11 protein-coding genes are annotated in these 22,460 nt (G+C 48.4%); 2 read left to right on the top strand and 9 right to left on the bottom strand.

Annotated features, from left to right (window positions below; genetic code table 11):
* Positions 1–51: 51 nt before the first annotated feature.
* Both ACOIT5_RS10615 and ACOIT5_RS10610 read left to right on the top strand, forming a co-directional pair.
* Positions 52–756 carry a protein-L-isoaspartate(D-aspartate) O-methyltransferase gene (locus ACOIT5_RS10615; protein ID WP_423130448.1) on the top strand — a complete coding sequence of 235 codons (705 nt, stop codon included), beginning with the start codon at positions 52–54 and terminating at the stop codon, positions 754–756.
* Positions 753–3,158: a hypothetical protein gene (locus tag ACOIT5_RS10610; protein WP_423130447.1), complete on the top strand. Its 2,406-nt coding sequence runs from the start codon at positions 753–755 to the stop codon at positions 3,156–3,158. Before ACOIT5_RS10615 ends, ACOIT5_RS10610 begins: the two co-directional genes overlap by 4 nt.
* 134 nt (positions 3,159–3,292) lie before the next feature.
* Here the strand turns inward: ACOIT5_RS10610 and ACOIT5_RS10605 are convergent, their stop codons facing one another.
* The 9 genes from ACOIT5_RS10605 to ACOIT5_RS10565 form a co-directional block, all read right to left on the bottom strand.
* Positions 3,293–5,251: a glycoside hydrolase family 127 protein gene (locus tag ACOIT5_RS10605; protein ID WP_423130446.1), complete on the bottom strand. Its 1,959-nt coding sequence runs from the start codon at positions 5,249–5,251 to the stop codon at positions 3,293–3,295.
* 100 nt (positions 5,252–5,351) lie between these two features.
* Positions 5,352–7,514: a family 43 glycosylhydrolase gene (locus ACOIT5_RS10600; RefSeq protein ID WP_423130445.1), complete on the bottom strand. Its 2,163-nt coding sequence runs from the start codon at positions 7,512–7,514 to the stop codon at positions 5,352–5,354.
* Positions 7,515–7,533: 19 nt separating this feature from the next.
* Positions 7,534–10,062: a sugar-binding domain-containing protein gene (locus ACOIT5_RS10595; protein ID WP_423130444.1), complete on the bottom strand. Its 2,529-nt coding sequence runs from the start codon at positions 10,060–10,062 to the stop codon at positions 7,534–7,536.
* Positions 10,063–10,140: 78 nt separating this feature from the next.
* The gene (locus tag ACOIT5_RS10590) at positions 10,141–12,726 is read right to left on the bottom strand and encodes an alpha-L-arabinofuranosidase C-terminal domain-containing protein (RefSeq protein ID WP_423130443.1); all 2,586 of its coding nucleotides are present in this window, start codon (positions 12,724–12,726) and stop codon (positions 10,141–10,143) included.
* A 30-nt stretch (positions 12,727–12,756) separates the two neighbouring features.
* Positions 12,757–14,127, bottom strand: a complete 1,371-nt coding sequence (locus ACOIT5_RS10585) for a glycoside hydrolase family 27 protein (RefSeq protein ID WP_423130442.1) — start codon at positions 14,125–14,127, stop codon at positions 12,757–12,759.
* A 192-nt stretch (positions 14,128–14,319) separates the two neighbouring features.
* The gene (locus tag ACOIT5_RS10580) at positions 14,320–15,930 is read right to left on the bottom strand and encodes a glycoside hydrolase family 43 protein (protein ID WP_423130441.1); all 1,611 of its coding nucleotides are present in this window, start codon (positions 15,928–15,930) and stop codon (positions 14,320–14,322) included.
* A gap of 29 nt (positions 15,931–15,959) precedes the next feature.
* Positions 15,960–17,357: a family 43 glycosylhydrolase gene (locus ACOIT5_RS10575; RefSeq protein WP_423130440.1), complete on the bottom strand. Its 1,398-nt coding sequence runs from the start codon at positions 17,355–17,357 to the stop codon at positions 15,960–15,962.
* A 100-nt stretch (positions 17,358–17,457) separates the two neighbouring features.
* Positions 17,458–19,008: a RagB/SusD family nutrient uptake outer membrane protein gene (locus tag ACOIT5_RS10570; RefSeq protein ID WP_423130439.1), complete on the bottom strand. Its 1,551-nt coding sequence runs from the start codon at positions 19,006–19,008 to the stop codon at positions 17,458–17,460.
* 12 nt (positions 19,009–19,020) lie between these two features.
* Positions 19,021–22,392 (bottom strand): TonB-dependent receptor, encoded by a 3,372-nt coding sequence (locus ACOIT5_RS10565; protein WP_423130438.1) that lies wholly within the window; start codon positions 22,390–22,392, stop codon positions 19,021–19,023.
* Between the last annotated feature and the right edge of the window lie 68 nt (positions 22,393–22,460).

Raw genomic sequence — 22,460 nt, 5'->3', positions numbered from 1 at the left:
AACCCGGCAGGCTTCCTGCCCGTACATAGTTCTGAATGAAACTTTTAACGGATGAACCGATTTGTATTCAGTAACTTATTCGCAGGCTTGATGATCCTGGCTATAAGCGTTTCCGGGCAAAATGATGGATATAAACAAAGCAGGCAGAACATGGCAGACGAACAAATTGAAGGCAGGGGAATTCGCGACAAGGCTGTTTTGGCGGCAATGCGCACCGTACCGAGACATCTGTTTGTTCCCGAAGCATACCGGGAGGTCGCCTATAACGACGGGCCGCTTCCGATTGGTTACGGACAAACAATTTCGCAACCCTATATCGTGGCTTACATGACGGAGCAAATCAGGCCAAAACCGGGCTTCAAGGTATTGGAAATTGGCACCGGTTCGGGATACCAGGCCGCTATCCTGGCCGAAATCGTCGGGCAGGTCTATACGGTTGAAATTGTTGAGGAACTGGGAAAGGCGGCTGCCGAACGTTTGAAAAAACTTCACTACGATCAGGTGCATGTAAAAATCGGCGATGGTTACTCCGGCTGGGAAGAAGAAGCCCCCTTCGACGCCATCGTTGTGACGGCAGCGGCCGATTTTGTTCCGCCTCCGCTGATTAGCCAGTTAAAGCCCGGGGGGCGGATGATTATCCCGGTGGGATCGCCTTTTCAGGTACAGATGCTCAAACTGGTTGAGAAAAAAGACGATCGGGTGATCACGCAAAATTTGTTGCCGGTCCGCTTTGTGCCCTTTACCCGGAAAGAATGAGCCCGGGAGCCAATTGGCATATCAACCGCGTTTGTACTGGCGTTGCCCTGGCCTCGGCCGCTGTAATTGGCTTCCAGATCGCGCTGATGCAGGTGTTTTCAATCACCCAGTGGTCTCATTTTGCCCACCTGACGATTTCGCTGGCCCTGTTGGGATTTGGAACTTCGGGTACTTTTTTGTACCTGTTCCGGCAAAAATTACGGGATCATTTTGATACCCTGTTTCCGGTCTGCCTTTTTTTGTCGTCATTAAGCATGGCCACGGTAACATTTCTGGCACATACCGAACCGTTTCGTTTTGACACCTACCTGCTTTTTAGTACTTCCCGCCACTGGGGAAAACTGGCGATCACCTGCCTGTTGCTGCTGTTGCCCTTCTTTTTTGGAGCGTTGGCGATCGCAATGAGTTTTTTAAAGTATCCGGAGAGCATTGGAAAAATTTACTTCTTCAATCTGTCGGGTTCAGCGGTTGGCGGGGCCGTTGTGCTGGGACTGATGTGGGTAACGGTTCCGGCAGCTTTGCCACCCGTCCTGGCGGTACTTCCTTTCGCGGGCGCCTTGCTTAACCGAAACAGGAGTGCGGCCGTCCGGCGAATGGCCTGGCTGGCAGCTCCGGTACTGGCCCTGATGAATTTCAGTTCACCGGCGTTGGAACGATCGGAATACAAGAGTATACGGAAAACCCTGCTATTACCCGGCGCCCTGATCGAACAGCAAAAAAGCAGTCCCTACGGTTTGGCCGAAGTGGTCAGTTCCCCGGCCTTACGCTATGCCCCGGGCTTAAGCCTTCAATATCAGCAGGACATACCGCCCCGGAAAGCCGTGTTTAATAACGGCGACTGGCTGGGAGCGCTGATCCCGAAACCGGCGGAAGGCGACGCAACGATATTGGATCACAGCACGACGGTTCTCCCTTACATCATTCAAAAACCAGCCCGGGTATTGATACTTCGCTCGGGTACGGGAGAACAAATTGCCCTGGCACGCTCGCACGGTGTGACGCAACTGGATGTGGTGGAGCCGAACCGGATGATCAACCGCTTGCTGAAACGGGAACTGGCCGTTGAGACCGACTCGTTGCTGTATGGCGAAGAAATTCATCTGTTTCAGGTAGAAGCCAGAACATTTCTGCAATCAACCCACGCCCGGTACGATCTGATTCAATTGCCTGAAATCGGATCATTTTTCGGTTCGTCGGGACTGGGAGCGGTTCACCCGGAATTTGACCGGACCAGGGAGGCTTTTCGTGAAATGTGGAAGCCGCTGAGCCCGGGTGGTATGATCAGTGTTACCTGCTGGATGGATTACCCGGTGCGTAATCCCCTGAAAATTTTGGCAACCTTGTCCGGCTTACTGGATGACGAACAGTTGGAAGACCCGCAAAATCACCTGGTGGCAATCAGAAGCTGGGCCGCGCTGACTTTTGTCGTAAAAAAGACAGCTTTTTCGGAGACCGCGTGTGACCGTATCCGCGAATTTTGCAGACAAATGTCCTTTGATCCCCTGCATTTACCCGACGGGGCCGGGTTTGTCCCCGATGACTACAACAAGCTGGATGATCCCTGGTTTTTCGAATCCGTGAGACAGGTCCTGTCAGTGCAGCGGGAGGCATTTTTGGAACAATATCCTTTCCGGATCAAACCAGCCACCGATAACCGGCCCTATTTCTCGCAGTATATCCGGCTGAAGTCGGCAGGCAAACTGGCTGCCCTGTTTGGGAACCAGTCGGTCCCTTTCCTCGAATTGGGATATGTAGTCATTATTTTGACATTTGCGTTATTATTGTCCATATCCTTTCTGCTGATCATTCTGCCGCTGTTTTTTTCTGCCGGAAAAATGAGCCGGACCAGATGGACCCTGTTGTATTTTGGCAGTATCGGTTTCGGGTATATGTTCCTGGAGATGATTTTTATCCAGCAGTTTACCTTATACCTGGGGCATCCGGTTTACGCGGCGACAGCCGCAATCAGCATTTTACTTCTCTTCTCGGGAATTGGAAGCTTTCTTTCGTCCCGGCTCCAACCATCAGGAAAAAGCTTATTCTTTTTATGCTTTGCCGTAGCGGCAATTCTACTGCTGTATGCCTTTTTGCTACCGGATATTCTTCGCGAAACAATCGGTTATCCGGTTGGGCTTAAAATACTGATGATGATCATTATTGCCGGCATTCCGGGTTTTGCCATGGGGTTCCCCTTTCCCGCCGGATTGACTTATTTAAGCAGCAAATATCCCAACGAAACGCCCTGGGCGTGGGCAATCAACGGTTATGCTTCGGTAATCGGCACAAGCCTGGCGGTAATGATTTCGGTCGAAACAGGCTTTTTTTGGGTTTGGGCGCTGGCAGCCGGCGCGTACGGACTGGCAGCCGGCGTGAATCTGAAAAGAAAGCCGCAGGCCGGATAAAGCCGTTTGAACCGTTTGTAAAAGATCAAAACCAAAAAACGGAAAGAAGCACGAAACCCACTGAACAAGCAGAAGATACCATGATCTTTGAAAAAAACCGTATTAACCCGTTAACAAAAAATGAATGACTTCGCCTATTCTTCCGGCAGCCAGACTTTCATTTTATTGGCGCCGCGGTTGTTCCACGCGTAATAAGGAATAGCCGCAAACTGCATGCTGCCGTCGTCGTTTTGTGCCGTAACCGTTAAAACGCCGTTCAGCAGTTCCGGAACAAAAGCGGCAGTCAACCGGGTATTCACTGAAAAATCCAGGGCATCAATTTCCGGGTTATCCACTTCTTCGACACAAAAAACCACCGGACCGCGTTCAAGTGCCAGTTTACCGCGATTTTCCGCTACCAGTTCATTGGCTTTCACCTTTTTCACCTCCATCGGGAGGGAATATTCAACTACATCGCCCTTTTTCCACGCCCTGTCGATCACGGCATAACCATGTTCTTTTTTCGCCTCAACCGGTTCGCCGTTTACCAGGATCACGGGCGCCTGTTCACCGGCAGCGGTGTAGCTGTACAGATCGCCCGGAACCGGTTGGTTCACCGCCCAGCCGGGGATACGAAGACAGAGGGGAAAGCGGGTTTCTTTTGGGGGAGAAACCGTTAATTTGATGTCGCCTTCCCAAGGATAATTGGTTTCCTGGCTAATGGCAACTCTGCTCCCATCTATTTCCATTTCGGTTGAACTTTGGATAAACAGGTTCACATACATCCTGTCGTTGGTTTGGGCATAAATGTAGCCGGGTACCGACGGCATAAACCGGCACAGGTTGGTGGGGCAGCACGAGCAGTCGAACCAGGGTTCGCGGGTCAGGCTGCCGCCGCTGTTAAAATGATAGTGCCTATCGCACTCCAGCGGGTTAGGATAAAAGAAGTTTTTCCCGTCAAGCGCGACGCCCGAGATTACCCCGTTATAAAGGCTGCGTTCCAGGACATCGATATATTTTGCGTCGCCGTGCAGCAAAAACAGGCGGTAATTCCAGTACACGTTGGCAATGGCCGCGCAGGTTTCGTTGTAAGCAGTCAGGTTGGGCAATTCATAGTTTTCGCCAAAGGCTTCGCCCTGGTGGCGCGAACCGATGCCCCCCGTAATATACAGCTTTTTATACACCACGTTTTCCCAGATTTGATTTACCGCGTTTCGGTAGGCTTCATCATCATATAAAGCAGCAATGTCGGTCATCCCGGCATACATATACGCAGCGCGCACGGCATGACCAACGGCTTCATCCTGTTCGGTCACCGGCTGGTGGTCCTGGTTATAGGGCCCCCAGGTTCCGCGCAATTCCGGCTTTCCTCGTTGATCGAGAAAATGACGTGCCAGGGCCAGGTAATCTGCTTTACCCGTAATCAGGTAAAGTTTGATCAGGCCGGTCTCCACGATCTGGTGCCCGGGCACTTCCGGACTTTTTCCGGGACCGAACACATTGACAAGCAGGTCGGCATTTTTTGTGGCGATATCCAGAAAATTTGTCTTCCCGGTAGCCTGGAAATGCGCGGCAGCGGCTTCAAACAAATGGCCGCTGTTGTAAAGTTCGTGGCTCGAGGCCAGGCCTTCCCAGCGGCCGCCCGGCGGGCACCAGGATGCAGGCGACACCGTGGGATCGATCGTTTTCCAGGTGGTGAGGTAACCGTCGTCTTCCTGCCCGATGGCTATCAGGTTGATGACTGAATCCAGATATGCATCCAGCTTCGGATCAGGTGTTGTCGTCAGCGAATATGAGGCGCCTTCGATGATTTTATACACATCGGTGTCGTCAAATGGCATTTCGCCTTTGGTTTTACCCTGCATCAGGCCGCCGGCGATCAGGAAATTGTCCATCCGTCCCATTTCTTCGCATTTGGCAAAGGATGCCGGAATAGTAACCGTGCGGTTGATTTCGATTTTCGGCAACCAGAAGTGGTCGTCCAGATGCACCTTGTTAAAAGAGATGCCCGTGATCGGATAATCCGGCTGCATGGTTTCGGCTTCCTGACCTTTTGGGGCACAAGCCGCAAAAAGGATCAAAAAAAGAATTGATGAAAGCTTGTTTATTTGCATAAGATATGAATATAAAAAGATTAAAGAACTTAGATGATGGATTGGTTATTGGTTATTGGTAACTGATAACTGGCAACTGTAAACTGTCAACTGCCCCGCCTTACTCAATCCCGGAGATTCCCTTCAAGGTCGGTTTCACTTCGATGATTTTTCTATCGTTACCGAACTCCAGTGTATCGATACACACTTCACGATGAAAACCTCCGGCCCCGCGAGGCATGTCGACTCCTTTGGGACGGGTAAACCGGTGATACACCAGGTACCATTCATCTTTGCCCGGAACCTGAATGGCCGAATTATGCCCGGTAGCAAAAATCCTGGTTTCCGGATCGCCCTGAATGACGATGTTATTTCCGGGAATCGTCAACGTCCCCAGCGGCGAGTCCGAAGTCGCATAACGCACTTTGTAATTCGGGCTGCGGGTGTCGTCTTCCGACCACATAAAATAGTAGGTGCCATTACGGTAAATGACATAAGTTCCTTCGCGGTAAGTGTTGTCGATATTAAATTGCCTCAGTGTTTTCATATTCAGCGAAACCATATCGTCATTCAGCTCAGCGCCGGCCATATAGCCGTTGCCCCAATAGAGGTAAGTTTTATTGGTTTTCGGGTCGGTAAACACATCTGGATCGATTTCCTGCCCACGGTTCACGCCCAGCGTTTTGAAATCGATCAATGCCTGGCCGCTGTCAACAAACGGTCCGGTGGGGTTGTCGGCCACAGCCACGCCTATTTTTTGGGCAGCCGTGAAGTAGTAGAAATACTTGTATTCGCCGTCAATTTTCTTTTCGACGATGCAGGGCGCCCAGGCGTTGCGGTCGGCCCAGCTCACATCTTTTTTCAGATCCAGAATGACGCCTTCGTCGGTCCAGTCAACCAGGTTATCCGAAGAAAAAACTTTGAAGAACGTGCCGCTCCAGTTCATAAAACCGTCGCTGGTTGGGTAGAGGTAATATTTTCCGGTTTTTTCGGCATACAGGATTTCGGGGTCAGCATAAAAGCCCTCCAATACCGGGTTGTGGTCTTCCGAAGCTGAAACCTGGTAAATCACTTCGCCGTGACTTTCGATGTTGAAGGTGTAACCTACGGGACCATGCGAGAAATCCTGTGGTCCTTTAGGTTGAAAATCAATGCCCGGCCAGACGGCAAATCCCGGATCGAAAGCTGACAAATCAGTCCCCCGCTTTACAGGTAAATAAATCGTCTTTTCATTTCCGTTGATCACGACATTCTGCTGTTTCACTTTGGAAGAAGTGGTTTCCAGCAAGTCGTCAAGCTGCCCCCACTGCGCTATCAATCGCTTCAACTCTCCGCCGGTAATCGGCATCACCGTTCCGTGGCGCGGATGAAAGTTCATCGTAACCGCTTCATCAATCACCGAGAAGTTTTTCAGGTCGCTGCTTTTGGTGAACTGGTACCGCCCGCTGGTGTACACGTCGTACATCAAAATGTACTCGTCCGAGCCAATCAGTTTAAAGATGCCGCTTCCTTCAACTGGACGATCTTCGCAATCTACCCGTTCGTTGCTCACCAATTCATATCCTTCTGTTAGTTTGTCCGAAAGGGCCAGCTTAATACCCGGTTCGCCATCTTCCGATTTCATAAACAAGTGATAGGTTCCATCCTTCAAAATGATGTCGCCATCGATAGCCGCATTGTTTGTCGGACTGAAAAACAGCTGTTTGGGTGCAGCTTCCAGGCCTGAGAAATCGTCGTTGGCAAAGGCATAGTAAATAATATCGGGATCGTCGCCCTGCTTCATCGAAAAGTAAATCAGATACTTTCCAGTCGTTTCATCATAGAAAGTCTGCGGCGCCCAAACCCGCCAAACATCGCCAAATTCTTCGGGAAAAGTTTCCGGAATATTCACTTTCGACGACTCCCAGTTAATCAGGTCTTTCGACTTCAGCAGTACCATGGCGTAGTTTTTCCAGCCCATTTCAGGGACATACAAATCAGTGACCACCATGTAAAACCAGCCGTCGGCGCCGCGCAAGATGTGCGGGTCGCGTACGCCTCCCGAGGTACTGATCGCTTTCGAATCCAGGATGGGCTCGTTGTGGTTCAGGGCGCGGTAGTTATAGCCATCCATGCTCACGGCAAAACGGATAGCTTCCTCGCCCGGGCCGTTGCCGGTAAAATAGACAAACAGGTAGGCAGACAGCTCGTCACCGGCCGATTCAGGTTGGTTGCATGAGCTAAATAAGGCAAAGACGGCGAGCAGCAAGGCTATCAGAACAGTGAATTGTTTTTTCTGTTTCATCGAATTGGTCTTTATCGTTTTATTGAATTGTTAATTTCATTTCGGCTGATTTCAGCCAGTTTGCCGAAAATCTCAGTTTGATTTCACCCGGAGTATCACCAAGCTGGATGTAAGCGATCATCCGTCCATGAAATACGCGTTGTTTATTGTCGGAATAGTCAGACATATCAGAATTGTTGCTGGCTTCCAGTCCCAGCAGACGCGCATCGCCATCAATCAGGCAGGTCACTTCATCATCCGACAGCATCACCGGGATTCCGGCTTCATCCACTATCTGGATGGCTACTTGAGCAACTGCTCCCCGTTCCATTTTTTCGTCACTTTCAATCACTTTGATGGCGTGTGGCCGCCCGGAAGATTGAACGGCATAATGGCTCACTTGTCTACCGCTTTTGTCCATTCCGACCACTTCGATCTTACCCGGAGCATAGGGTATGTCCCAAAAAATCATGCCGGTCTTTTCGTTATAATTTTGTGGTTCGCCAACTTGCTCGCCATTTAACAGCAGCCTGGCCGAAGCCGTGTTCGTGTAACAAACCACCCGGATCAACTGGCCTTCGCCGTAATTCCAGATGGGCCAGGCATCCATAGAAGGCACTCGTTCTGCCTGGTTTCCACCGGCTTGTTCGGCTTCCAGTTGCGACCAAACGTCTTTCATCTGGCTTTGGCTGCCGCGACCCGGTGTGGGATAGGTTCCCAAATAAGCCATCGACTTTTCCGACCACAGCGACTGCCGGAAATAGCCGCGGGGTTTGATAAAACCACCAAAATCGAGCAAGCCCGAATAAAAACCGCGCGACGGCCATCGACCTGATTCACCCAAATAATCAATACCCGTCCACAGGAACTGACCAAAGATAAACTCGCGGGACGTGACCGCTTTCCAGGCTTCCGGGTCGTGCCGGTTTTCGCTGCCAAAAATCACCCGGTTGGGATATTTTGCGTGGTCGCTATCGTACAAACTTTCGGTGTAGTTGTAACCGGTAATATCCAAAGCAAAGGGGTACGCGGTTTGGTTGGACATGGCCACACCGGCCAATCCGGCAGTTGTTGGCCGCGACTGATCGTATTGTTTCACCACTTTCACCAGGCGTTTGGCAATATCGCCCAGGCGCATCGCATCGGGCGCATCTTCTTTGAAGCCGCCAAAAATAGGCTGGGTAAATCCGGTTTCGCCACCGCCATCCAAAACAGGATGCGAATACGGATCGTTCGGATAATCCACTTCATTGCCAATGCTCCAGGCGAAAATTGAGGGGTGGTTCCGATCGCGCCGTATCATGTCGGCCAAATCCTGTTCGCCCCATTCTTCAAAAAAATCGAAGGAGCCCTGAAAGCCAGGCGTTCCGACATTCCATCCCTGAAGCCACTTGCGTTTTGGAAATTCCCACTCGTCAAAAGCTTCATTCATCACCAATAAACCCAGCTCATCGCACAGCTCGTACACATCTGTAGCCTGCGGGTTGTGGCTGGTACGAATGGCATTGACACCGATTTCTTTTAACGTACGCAAGCGGCGTTCCCACACTTCGCGGGGCACGGCAGAACCGAGTACGCCGGCATCATGGTGCAGACACACGCCTTTGATCTTCATCCATTCACCATTCAAGGCAAATCCCTTGTCCGCATCGAATGTGAAATGGCGAAAGCCCGTTTGGGTACTGGTTTCATCTACCAACTGGCCATTGCGATAAACGGATGTTTTTAGAACATACAAGGATGGATTTTCAAGCGACCAAAGCTCCGGGCTGGCAACTTTTAATTGGGATTGAACTTTCCCGGATTGGTTTGCTTCAACCTTCAGTTTTTCAGAAGATTTAGCCACCAGCTTGTTATCGGGCGAAAACAATTCATTTTGAATGGTTAAAACCGAAGATTGGCTGTTGCCGTTTTCTACCTCAACCTCAATATTCAGGTGATAGCCCTTTTTTTGCTTTTCGGGCCAGGCATAAACGCCCCATTGTGCGAGGTGAACCGGATTGGCATAAACCAGCCACACATCGCGGTAGATGCCCGAGCCGGTGTACCAGCGCGAGTCGGCCGACTGGCTGTGATCCACCCGGACGGCAACCAGGTTATCTTCGCCGTATTTGATATGAGGTGTGGCATCGTACATAAACGAGATGTAACCGTTGGGTCGTTTTCCGAGCGATACACCATTTACAAATACCTCGCTGCGGTTATATACTCCTTCAAAATACAAATACACTTTTTTGCCTTCGCGCTCCTTTGGCACGAAAAGTTGTTTCCGGTACCAACCGATACCTCCCGGCAAATAGCCCGTAGCGCTGGCCAGTGTTGGGCTGAGCTGTTGCTTGACGCTCCAGTCGTGTGGTAAATCAACGGTCTGCCACCACTGGTCGTTCAAATCGACTTGCTCTCCGTTTTCCACATCCTGCAGAACAAACTTCCAGTTTTGGTTCATCTTTTCAGCCTGTCCAAATCCCCCTTGAGCAAAGAGCGAACTGACGCCAGCAAAACTCGCGAAAAGGAGGCCAAAAAATTTCGATTTCATCGTGTTCATCGTATTGAGTATAAAAGTAGTCATATTAGACTTTTGAATATGTGTTAGTGTGGCGATCGTCATGCTGTCCGGCAACTGCCGCACGGAATGACCTTTTACCTACTACCTGGCCTTCATTAGGATGACTGAAAATGAATAGGCCGGCAATTTAATTTCAAATTCAGGCGCAACCGAAATGCGGCTGTTCTCGGGCCGGGCATTCTCATCAGCCGGATCACCCTGAAGCACGCTCAACACCGCCTCGCCTTCCGCTACCGGAAGACCGGACAGATCGATTTTTGCATTTACTGCCACCGGCAACAGGTTGGCCAGCTTCAGGATGTAATCGCCGGTTTTGTTGTCGCGAACCAAGGAGGAAGCCACGCGCTTTTTTACATCGTTCCGGCCATCGGAAAGATGGATTTGCGAAGCGATGTATTCATCGCCTGCGTTCTGTCCGAACAGTACCTGCACATAGTAATCCGTTGTGGGAAATACTTCGGTGTTATTGAAATATATCAGATCGGGATTCCACTGCGTATGACCGTGTTTGGCCAGCAGCGGCGCGTACGAAGTCATGTATACCACATCGGCATTGCGCTCCGCATTGATCAGGTGCAGGGCATCGCACAAGGCGGTTTCCATGTTCAGCTTACGTCCCGGAATGTGCGTAGCGTATTCGCCCAAATACACTTTCGGTTTCGAGCGGTCGTAGCGGTCGTAGTAATCCTGATTGTTCAGGTACCATCCCGGAGGTTGGTAGTAGTGTTCATCTACCATCGGCACACCCAGTTTGCTTGCAAAATCCCAGCCAACCCGGTAGTCCGTTCCTTCCGAAAATGGTCCGACGGTACCGATCACCGTAATCTCCGGGTGCTTTTCTTTGACGGCCTTATAGATCATTTCGAAACGTTCTTTGAAAATATCGGTAATCAAATCCTCATTCCCAATGCCAAGGTATTTCAGGTTGAAGGGTTCGGGATGACCGGCCTGTGCGCGCAGTTTTCCCCATTTGCTGTTTTTGTCACCGTTGGCCCATTCAATCAGATCAAGAATATCCTGCACAAACGCGTCCATTTCGCACATCGGCACTCCACCCTGTTGTCCGTGCCCGCCGCACGACGAGTTTTGGCAAGGTACACCAGCAGCAATAACAGGTAGCGGCGCAGCTCCAATGTCTTCGCAAAACTGGAAGTATTCGAAATAACCCAGTCCCATCGACTGGTGATAGTTCCAGATGTTCCGGTCGGTCTTGCGTGTTTCCAACGGGCCGATGGTGTTTTTCCAACGGTAAATATTGCCGAGACCGTCGCCGTGGGCAACGCAGCCGCCGGGAAAACGAACGAAGCGCGGGTGCAGGCCGGCAATGGTTTCGGCCAGGTCGGCACGCAAACCATTGGCGCGGTTTTTAAAGGTTTTCTGCGGAAAGAGCGAAACCATATCCAAAGCCACTTTCCCGACAAATTGCGGAATGATCTGCAATTTCGCATTTGAAACGGTAGTGGCCGGGGTCAGCACCAGCTCCTGCTTCTTCCAGTCGCCCGAAATCGCTCTGGTTGTTGCTTCGCCTGCAACTTTCCCATTTTCGTCCACCAAACGAACCAGCAGTTTCCCTTTGGCACCGTCGATACCACGGGCAAAAACCGAAAAATTATATTTGTCACCGGTTTTCAGTACAATCCCGTCGAAGCCTTCATTTTCCAAAGCCTCCCCCACTTTCGAAATTGTCAATAAAGCATAGCGCTTTTGGCTGGGGTGAAGCGGAGCAATCGTGTCGATTATAAAGCCGTATTCAGCCCCACTGAAGCTCCATGCTTTTTTGCTGTTCCAGTTTTGGTCGCGGCCTTTGGTATCGGCCGGGCTGTATTCGAAGCCCCGGTTTTGCACCAGTTCGGCATATAAGCCTCCATCAGCCGCGTAGTTGATGTCTTCGAAGAAAATACCGATCAGCATATCGCTGATGGCCTTGCTGTTTTCGGGTTGGGAGGTAATGGTTGCCGTCAAGGGTTTCAGCCCGGCAAAACGGCTGACGTCGTCGCGCAGGGTTTCGTCGTTCAGCTTCGCCTTGTATTGGCTCAACTCGTAAAATTTAATGGCGCCGTCAATCAGTTTCCACGGTACCTTGTTTACTACACCCAACTGTTTTTCGCCGTCTATCCAAACTTCTTCCCGAATATTCAGCCGGTCGGCAGCAGTTCCCTCAAGCGTTGGCGTATAGGTTTTAAAGTCGGAGGTAGTGGTTTGATACACTTTTTGATCGTTGCCGCTCAGCCAGGTAATTTTATAAGCATTGATTTCGGGTTGAAACGAAACTTCGGGTTGCTGCACATTTCCCTGCTCCATTACTTCGGGGTATGACTGCGGATCCCAGGTAAACAAATCGCTGGTTTGCGCATGGGCAAATTGCCCCACCTCCTCGTTCAGGCTCCAGATGGCGTGCCAGTTTCCGGCTTTGTCCCAAAACAAAAAGGGAGTCAGCATGCGTTTTTGCGAACCCCAGGTTCCGAAATCGCAAAACAGGAAACGGAACTCGGGGCCAACGGCCTGCCAGTTTCTCCGGTCAAGGCTCCAGGCGTAGTGCAGTCCGTTTTTGCCTTCGTTTTTCACGGTTGCATAGGTGAACAGGTAAGCCGAGTCGGGTTCATTCGCCAAAGCGGGTTGAAGCAGGTTAGCTGCAAGCAGTACCAGTGATAAATAAATTCTTTTCATCATCATGTAATTGAGTAGTAGTCGGTCGCATTATTGGTTTAACTTGAATAAGCCGCAGGCATGGGCAGCCAACGAATGACTAAAGATACCCGAAACCGTTCCCAACACTTCGCCGCTCCACATATCGGTCACCGTACATTCCGTATCAAAACCCAGCTCTGTCAGATCAACTGACAAGTCAAGTGGTTCTTCGTTGTCGGAAATATTGAACAGCGCCAGGTATATTTCACCGCTGTTCGGGTTTTTCGACACAATGCCTACTTTCCCGTCTTCCCGAAACAGCTGACGAACATCCACACTTTCGCGGTGCATACGCAACACTTCCTGATTGGTTAAAAGAGACAGGGTAAAGTCGTCGTTACTAGGCAGATCGCCGCCAAACATCAGGGGCGATTTGAAAATGGTAAACAGCGTCATCAGCGAATACTGTTCGTCCCCCGTCAGGCGGCTCATGCGGTCTTCACCGCGTTCACCGCGGATAGAGATGCGTCCCAGCGGAATCATGTCGCAGTCGGGCCAGGTGCCCGGCGCAATGTAAGGGTACCATTTCCGGCTAATATCCATGAGGTGGGTGATGTGGTTCCAGGTGTCCCACACATCGTCCACCATGCGCCACATGTTGGCATGTTCGCGAACATGATCAGCAGCTTCAATCGGCGTTTCTCCCGGCGACGTGCTCAACACAATCGGGCGTCCGCACTGGTCAATGGCCTTGCGAATGAGCTCGATTTCAGCCTGATGATAGGGCCGCGACAAGTCATCAATCTTGATGAAATCGATTTCCCAGTCGGCATACAAATCAAAAAGGGAATTGTAATATTCCTGCGCGCCGGGTTTGTCGGCAACAATGGTATAATTGTCGCGCAGCCACTGGCATTGCAGTTCGGTGGAATAAATCTGATCGGCTGTAATGCCGTCGGTTCCTTTGATAGGTAATTTTTGCTCCACCGCCACTTTCGGAATTCCGCGCATGATGTGAATACCAAACTTCAGCCCTTTGCTGTGAATGTAGTCAGCCAGTTCTTTAAACCCTTTGCCGTCGGCAGCCGAAGGAAAGCGGTTAACGGCTGGCTGGTAGCGGCCATATTCATCAATCACGTAACGCGGGTCAGTTTGGTTGTAGCCGCCGGCTTTATCGTTCTCCACAAACCAGCGGATATCCACGACGATATATTCCCAGCCGAAATCTTTCAACTTATCGGCCATATAATCAGCATTCGCTTTTACTTCGTGTTCTTCAACCGTTGGGCCATAGCAATCCCAACTGTTCCAGCCCATTGGCGGGGTTTGGGCCCAGGTTTTAAACTCGCCTTTGACAAAGGGTTCGGGTTTCGTTGGGGACTGGCAGGAAGAAAAGGACGCAAGGAGGCAGATAGACAAGATTAAGTTCAAAAGTTTCATTTTATTCGATCGTTTATGTTTAGTTTTTGAGTTGAAAATTTTAAAAGTACAAAATACATTTGTTTTTTACAACCGAGTAATCCCATATTGAATACAAATACTGAAAAACCTCATAGGCGATGAATTGACCGAGACTATTCTAACTTATTTCCACAAAACCAGTCTCATTTACCAAAACAAAAAAACCATATATTATTTCAAATAATCATACCTAAACCAGTCAACATCCACATAACCTTTTTCTCCTTTGATATTGTAGTTAAAGATTCCGATCCGGTCGCCCCGATAGCTTCCCCAGGTGAGCTGTGAACTATCGCCAAAAGGCACATAAGATTTCCCGTTAGTACAGATAAAATATTGATTAACACCGTTGTAGTCCCATTTCGATTTGAACCACACATATTTCCCGGTGAGTTTGATCCCCCGGCTGGCTTCCCCGTTGCATTCATAAACAAGGTGCCGTCCGCCGTTTTCCTGTTTTACGCCGAACATACTGTAACTTTCGGTTGAAAGGTGGGTGATTCCGGCGTACTGCCCATCTTCCATGTTACTGATATCCATCCTTACAGTAACCACACTCTTCTTCGTGCGCAGGACTCGTTGCGTTATGGTATTTCCAGCCCTGAGGATGATTCGGGTACTATCATCGGGCCTGATCGGTCTAAAAGCGTAGAGGCGCAGAAACCCTTTGCGATCAGTTAAAGACCATTTATCTGTCCTTGGTTGGTAATTCCATTCCCATTGGACATTCAATTTCGGCAAATTAAAGTCATCGCTGGTTTGAAACCCATGTTTGCAGTCTTTTTCAATGGGCATAAGGCCGGACCAGACCATCTGACCGATAGTATCTTTGCCGACCTCACCAATTATTGGCCACCTGTCCATCCAGATCACCGGTAGTAAACTTACTACCCGACCTTCCCAGTGTCCTCCTGTACCGTGATGTGTCAGAAAATACCATTCTCCGGATGCACTCTCTAATAAAGCTCCCTGATTGGGTTCTCTATCATTCTTCGGGTCAACATGGTTCAATTGTTTAACTTCCCATGGTCCATAAAGGTTCTCTGAACGTCCCATCATGATTACCCGGCCCTCGTCCTTCACTTCGCTAAAATAGTGATAGTACAACCCATTGATTTTATACAATTTATTGGCTTCGCTCCCTTGGGATTGGTAAATAATCGTATCAGACTCCATGATCAGACTTTTCCCGTCAGGCGCCATTTTGAACAGGTGAATGTTGTATTTTTTATTGTTTTTTGGGTCGAGATCAAAGTTGGTGGCGATGAAATACAATTGTCCATCATCGTCGCAGAACGAACAACAATCGTCCCACCCTGAAACATTCCAAACCTGGTGGAGCGGCTCCCAGTGCCCGGCAGGATCAATTGCCGAACTCATAAAAAAGCCATCGTCGGGCGTTCCGAAATATACCCAAAACCTATTTTTGTAATACCGGATTGAACCGGCCCAAATACCCCTACCGTAACAATTCATCCTGTCCCAGTTTAGCTCGGGGCTTATGCGCGTAAGATCATCGACTACATGTCCAATAACTCCCCAGTTAACCATATCTTTTGAATGCAATATCACCATACCCGGAGAATATTGCATAGTGGATGAAATGGCATAATAATCATCTCCCACACGAATGGCATCGAGATCGCTGAAGTCGGCCGGGACAATGGGATTTACGTAAGTCCCGTCGCCCTGGTCACCCCACTTTTCAGAAGGTTGGGCTTTCAGGACGGAAGTTATTGCATAAAAAATAGCAAGTAATAAGGTGAGTTTGATTTTATCCATATTGATGAGACTTTCTGATTAGCTTCCCTTTAGTAAATGTTCCATTCCCAGATACCTTTAGCACCATCTGTGACATTCACCCGCAAATACCGGGCTTTAATGTTCAGATTATCAACATGGGGCGATTGAACTTTAATATCGGAATGTCCCCCACACGACTTCCATGTTTTGCCATCGGTAGAATATCCGAGAGTATAAGCATGTCCGGCAGTTGGGCGCACAAAATAAACCTCGCTGCGTTTGATTTTTTGGCTTTTCCCAAGGTCAGCAATAATCCAGCAATCGTTATCGTCAGGCAAAGCCATCCAGCGCGATCCGTTAGCGCCGTCAAAAGCGAATTTCGAAACGAAGGACTCAGTCCGCCGAAACAACGAATCCTTCATGAATTTAATATCCAAATCCGGATAAACGCTCGACACCTGCGAACTAAGCACCCTTATTTTTTTCTCCTGAAGAATTGGGTAAAGCGCACCGACACCGTCAAGTGTCAGGTCCAGCGGGCGAATGGTCCCGTCGTCATTAAATTCGAGTTTGTTGACATAGGTTTGCCTGTTCGTACTGCTCCGCCCAAATTCCAGATACGCAAAATAGTACTCATCTGTTCCCGGTAAATTAAACACGCACCCATGACCGGGGCCATAAACTCCGTGCTCATAATTCGTCGTGGAAATAATGTCATTTTCAGGGTACTCGAATGGACCCAGTGGCGACACCCTGCTCATGACATAGGCATACTGGTACTTTTCATCTCCTCCAAGCGTGTACAGATAATAATATACACCATTCCGTTTGAAAAATATCGGCCCTTCAGAATAACCCTGATGCGGTGTCCGAATAATGGTGTATGAAGTATCAACCGTAACCATATCTGCATGTAATTTGGCAGCATGTCTGCGCTGCCAGAAAACGTACGCCTGGCTATCGTCATCGATAAAAATTTCTGCATCGATTCCGTACGGGGGCTTTGAGTTCTTCGGTTTCAGGAATGTTGCCGGGGTGTATGGCAAATAAAACGTATCTGGTTCCTGGGCAAGTTTAAAAGGCCCGTCAGGCGAATCGGCAACAGCAGGGTACATAAATTCATTGATTGTCGGGTAAATGTAGTATTGCCCATTGGCAGCCACCGCTTTGCTGGGCGCCCAGTATTTCTGCCCCACTGCAGAAGGGAAGAAATACCCCGAAAAACTCCAGTTTACAAAATCCTTTGACTTCCATACCACCGGTGGACCGGAGGTTTCCAATCCCTGATCGTAGCCGTCGGTTGTGGCGTAGCAATAAAAGACACTGTCAAATACATGTATGCTGGCATCGGCAATCATATCAGGAACAAGCGGATGGCCGAACGGATTTTTGGGTTGGGCATTTGTCAAACCTACAGCAATAAAAAAAGAAAACAAAAGCCCGTTGAACCTAAGCGGACAAACCATAAACTTCAGTTTTAAAATGTATTAGTCAGGTTGCATAAATAGAAGAGGCGAAGTCCGTTCTTTTTTCAATTGGACTTCACCTCCTTTTTAATCACAGATATCAATAACCCGAATTCTGTGTCAGATTTTCGTTATTTTGGATATCTGTTTGCGGGATAGGCCATAGCCATCCTTTAGCCGGATCGAAACCGCGGGTGGCCACTTTCACCTGCTCGAACACCCATTGGGAAAGGTTGTTCGGGTTCGATAATTTCGAGGTATTGTACCCGTAAACATCGTGTACCAAACTTTGATCTTTCCAGCGATACATATCCTCGTAACGAAGTCCTTCTATCGGAAATTCGACTCTACGTTCATGTCTTAAAATATTCCGCAGTTCACTTTGGGATAAGCCTGTTCCCTCCACATCTTCAATACGCGGCATATTCACCCGGCCTCTGACATCATTGATCAGATCATACACTTCCTGCGAAATGCTATTTGACTCAATTAATGCCTCTGCCCTGATTAACAGTATATCAGCATAACGCAGTTTAATGGTGTTGATTGCACAATTATTCCTGTCAGTCGTGTACAAATCAGCATATTTTCTTGGGCGGGCGCCGGTCAACACCTCATCATTTGCCGGAATGAATGTTCGGGTTCCCATGGCAGAACCAGGTAATACCACCGTTGCTGCCAAACGCGGATCGCGATTGGCAAACGGATTTTGAGTACTGTATCCGGCACCAAGAGCATTAATAGGCAAACCATTCGTCATGTAATACGAATCGATCAGGCTGCTTGCAATATTCGGAGTAGGCCACTCGCCGAATGAAAGGGCCGAACTTGGCCAAGGCTGAGGACTAAGGTCTTTCATGTACTGAATATCGAAAATGACTTCCACATTGTTTTCATTTTCTTCCAGAAAAATGCCTTCGTAATCGGGAAACAAATCGTAAACATCCAGATCCATTACCGCTTTGGCAGCGACAGCTGCTTCGGTCCATTTTTCATTATAAAGAAGCGTCCGGGCTTTATAGGCCAATGCCGCTCCTTTGGTTGCCCTGCCTACATCTGAGCCGGAATAAGTCAGCGGCAGGTTTTGAGCGGCAAAATCCAAATCTTCCAACACTTTGGTCAACACATCGCTTTTTGGACTTCGGCTTACTTTCGATTCGTCCAGGGTTTGAACAGCCATAATCAGTGGAACATCACCGTAAAAATGAATCAAATCCGCATATATAAAAGCCCTGAGGAAACGGGTTTCGGCTTCCATTTGCCTTTTAATATCATCGCCTACCGGTGCGTTTTCCAAATTTGACAGAAAGGTGTTTGCCCGAACAATCAATGTATAAGCCCGTGCCCATTTTGCACCTGTTGCCCAACTGCTTGAATTATGGGTCCAGGATCCAAATTCCATGGAACCTTGCCAGGCATGATGACAAAATGCGTCATCCGACATAAAATCGAACTGAAACCAGTGGATTGGCGTATCATTCTCTCTCAATCCGTTATATACGCCCATTAAACCCATCTTTAACTCATTTTCGTTTTCGTAGAAAGTATCAGGAGACAATCGATCCAGCGGGGTTTTATCCAGAATACCTTCCTGACAACCACCCAACAAGCCAAATAACACGATTAATGTAATGATATGTAGTTTTTTCATTGCCTATCAATTTTAGAAATTAACATTTAAGCCGAGCGTAACAATACGAACCTGAGGATAAGCCTGAGCGCGGGTCTCATCAGTTGTCTGTTCCGGATCGAATCCCTTGTAATTTGTAATGGTGAACGCATTTTGTACGTTTCCGTAAATGCGGACTTTACTGATACCAAGCTTTGATATATGCCGCTGACTCAGGGTGTATCCCAATTCAATATTCTTCAACCTCAGGTAAGAAGCATCTTCCATGTACAGTTCGGAATGAATATTACTTCGTACCCCATCCAAGGTCAATTTTGGCAGCTCGTTCGTCGGGTTCTCCGGTGTCCAGCGATTGGTCCACCAGGCACCATTGTTGGAGGCCGCCCCACTGTAGGGCACAGCAATTTCATAATAGGTATAGCCATCAATCCCGGATAATCCCTGGAAGAATAAGCCCAAATCAAACTGTTTCCAATCCAGGTTCAGTTGCAACGAATAGGCCAGATCGGGATATTGTTTGCCGATCACCGTCCGGTCTTTATCCATCGATACCACCCCGTCGCCGCTAATGTCGCGGTACTTAACATCGCCGGGAGTAGCTGTAAAGTTAGCCACCGAAACGACGCCATCTTTGAGTACATAATTCCGGTCAGCATGAGTAATGGAAGGGTCGCTGTTGTTTTGCCATGTGAAATCAGAGATTTGGTAAATGCCATCCATTTTATATCCATAAAAAGAATGGATGGCCGATCCTTCGACTAATGCTGTTGCACCGTTAATGATAGGGCTACGGCCATACAGATCTGTGATTTCATTTTTGATATGGGAGAGACTGAGGGTTGAGTTGAATTTTAGTCCATTCGTGAATGTCTTCCGGTAAGTGGCAGACAATTCAAGTCCACGGTTTTTAACCTCGCCAACGTTTTGATAGGGAGGGGTAAGGTTACCCATGGTAATCGGAATTGGAACCTGGATCAGGATATCATTTGTCTTTTTAGAGAAGTAGTCGAGAGTAATATCGAAATTTCTGTTAAAGCTAAAGTCCACACCAAAGTTGGTTTGTTCAGAGGTTTCCCAGGTGGTTTGTTTGTTAGACATACTGGTTACAGCCACTCCCGAATTGAGTCCGCCGCCGGTTGTGTAGTTCACCCCAGTATTAAGGATATCGCTGGCTGCATAGTAGGTGTTGATATTTTGGTTACCCAATTGCCCCCAGGAACCCCTGATTTTCAATATGTCCAACCAATCCTGGTTTTTCAGGAAGCTTTCCTCTGAGATGATCCAGCCGACAGAGAAGGAAGGAAAAGTTCCCCATTTAAAATCTTCACCAAAACGGGAAGAACCATCCCGGCGTATATTGGCTTCGAAAAGATACTTCTCCGCGAAAATATAGTTTATCCTACCAAAAACAGATTGCAGTCCCAGATCGTATGCCCCTGCATTATTTTGCATTGTAGACGGGTCTCCCAAATTAAGAATCCGCTGGGTATTGTTAATAAACTTTGATCGGTAGCCACTGCTCCATTTCCAGTTAAATTCTTCTTCGGAATAACCGGCGAGAACATTCAATTCATGTTTCCCAAACTTCTTTTCATAACGAAGCAACGAAGTGAGCAACGTCTGGGTGTTCAGATCATTCCGTTCGGTCAGGTCAGAAGTCAGGTAGCGGGTGCTTCCATCCAGATTGGCCAGAAGTACGTTTGCATGAAATGAATTTGAATTTGAATGAATAACATTATATCCATAAGTGATCTGAGCGCTTAATCCTTCAGCAATTTTATATTCGCCTTCAATTTGAGAGTTGAAAACGTAACGATCAATTTTACGGGTACTCCCCTCCATAATCTCACCGTAGAAGTTGCGTTCTCCGATGACTGCAATCCACTGGTCGCTGGTATTTTTCAAAGGCCAGTTGGGAGCTGTTGCAGCATACCATTTGGCATTCCATTCGTCGGTTGGCTCGTTGGTGTTACCCTTATTGCCCGACAGGCGGGCCGACAACCTGAGCTTTTTATCTTTCAGAAAATAAGAGTCGAAGTTCGACCTGAAATCGACTTTCTCGTAGTTGGTGCCAACCAAGATACCTTCCTGATCCAAATATCCCAGCATGAAGGCATATTGAAGGGTTTCCGTTCCCCCATTAATATTTACACGATGGTTTTGAATTTTTGCTTTATCGTAATACACATCAAAATAGTTGATGTCCGGATACATCGGATCGGTACCGGATGCATATTTCTGGATATCTTCAGCCGTATATCTGGGCTGCATCCCGCTATTAACAGCTGCTTCATTGTACAACGTGGTGTATTCTACCGAATTAAACACATCCGGCAACGAGGTAGCTGCCTGAACACCATAATATCCATTGTACGAAACAGTCATTTTACCAACTGATCCTCGTTTGGTGGTAATCAGAATCACCCCGTTTGCCGCCCGATTCCCGTAAATTGCAGCAGATGAAGCATCCTTCAACACTGAAATGGATTTGATGTCGCTGGCGCTTACATCATTCATGTTTCCTGGAAAACCATCGATCAACACCAACGGGTCGCTGTTATTCAGTGTCCCTACGCCGCGAATATTGATCACGGCATCGTCGCCGCCCGGTTTCCCGGATTTTTGCAGGGCATAAACTCCGGAAACTTTTCCCTGAAGAGCAACACTGGAATTAGTCAAAGGTCTGCTTTCCAAGTCTTCCATCGTAACATTTCCCACAGCGCCCGTCAGGTTCACTTTCTTTTGGGTGCCATAACCCACGGCCACCACTTCTTCCAACCCGATTGTTTCTTCCTGAAAGGAAACATTAATGACTGATTGCATCCCGACAAAGACCTCCTGCGATCTCATCCCTACGAATGAAAATACAAGTGTTCCGTCTGAGGGAATATTGGGGAGGGAATAATTTCCTTCTAAATTTGTAATAGTTCCTGTAGTTGTCCCTTTTACGACCACCGTCACCCCCGGCAAGGGCAGCCCGGCTGAATCGGTCACCTTTCCGTTAATTGGTTTCTGCTGGCTGCCAAATACAGAATGCTCCGACGCCTCTTTCCGCTTGATCACAATATAGCGGTCGATCATTTTGTAGTCGAGACCGGTGTTCTGAAGCAACTGGCTAAGGACTTCGTCGATGTTTTTGGATTTGGCATCGACCGAAATATCCCGGATTCCGAGCACATCGTCGTTGTTGTAGTAGAAATAAAATTCCGATTGGTCTTCTATTTGTTTAAGCGCTTCGACCAGCGATTCGTTTTTCAGGCTGAGGTTTAGCTTGGTGGCCTGTGAATAACCGGTGGCATGGACACTCATAAAAAGTGTCAGGATGAGTAAAGTAGTCAGCTTCATAATACGCACGATCTTTTTTCGCAACCTGAGGTTGCAGTGAAACTCTCGATGTTTTTTCATAAATTTGGTTGTTTTTAATATGAAACACTTGTGTTTTAATTAAACCGGCGGTGGAATGTTCGCAGCAT

The sequence above is a fragment of the Gaoshiqia hydrogeniformans genome (genome assembly GCF_049347105.1).
In the GTDB taxonomy this organism is placed as follows: domain Bacteria; phylum Bacteroidota; class Bacteroidia; order Bacteroidales; family Prolixibacteraceae; genus Gaoshiqia; species Gaoshiqia hydrogeniformans.
Note: the sequence above shows the minus strand (reverse complement) of the source record. Positions and strands in the feature narration are given on the sequence as shown.

Bases quoted from the DNA above. Each gene is read 5' to 3' on its own strand.
- ACOIT5_RS10615 (WP_423130448.1), top strand. From the start codon at position 52: ATGAACCGATTTGTATTCAGTAACTTATTCGCAGGCTTGATGATCCTG.
- ACOIT5_RS10610 (WP_423130447.1), top strand. From the start codon at position 753: ATGAGCCCGGGAGCCAATTGGCATATCAACCGCGTTTGTACTGGCGTT.
- ACOIT5_RS10605 (WP_423130446.1), bottom strand. From the start codon at position 5,251: ATGCAAATAAACAAGCTTTCATCAATTCTTTTTTTGATCCTTTTTGCG.
- ACOIT5_RS10600 (WP_423130445.1), bottom strand. From the start codon at position 7,514: ATGAAACAGAAAAAACAATTCACTGTTCTGATAGCCTTGCTGCTCGCC.
- ACOIT5_RS10595 (WP_423130444.1), bottom strand. From the start codon at position 10,062: ATGACTACTTTTATACTCAATACGATGAACACGATGAAATCGAAATTT.
- ACOIT5_RS10590 (WP_423130443.1), bottom strand. From the start codon at position 12,726: ATGAAAAGAATTTATTTATCACTGGTACTGCTTGCAGCTAACCTGCTT.
- ACOIT5_RS10585 (WP_423130442.1), bottom strand. From the start codon at position 14,127: ATGAAACTTTTGAACTTAATCTTGTCTATCTGCCTCCTTGCGTCCTTT.
- ACOIT5_RS10580 (WP_423130441.1), bottom strand. From the start codon at position 15,930: ATGGATAAAATCAAACTCACCTTATTACTTGCTATTTTTTATGCAATA.
- ACOIT5_RS10575 (WP_423130440.1), bottom strand. From the start codon at position 17,357: ATGGTTTGTCCGCTTAGGTTCAACGGGCTTTTGTTTTCTTTTTTTATT.
- ACOIT5_RS10570 (WP_423130439.1), bottom strand. From the start codon at position 19,008: ATGAAAAAACTACATATCATTACATTAATCGTGTTATTTGGCTTGTTG.
- ACOIT5_RS10565 (WP_423130438.1), bottom strand. From the start codon at position 22,392: ATGAAAAAACATCGAGAGTTTCACTGCAACCTCAGGTTGCGAAAAAAG.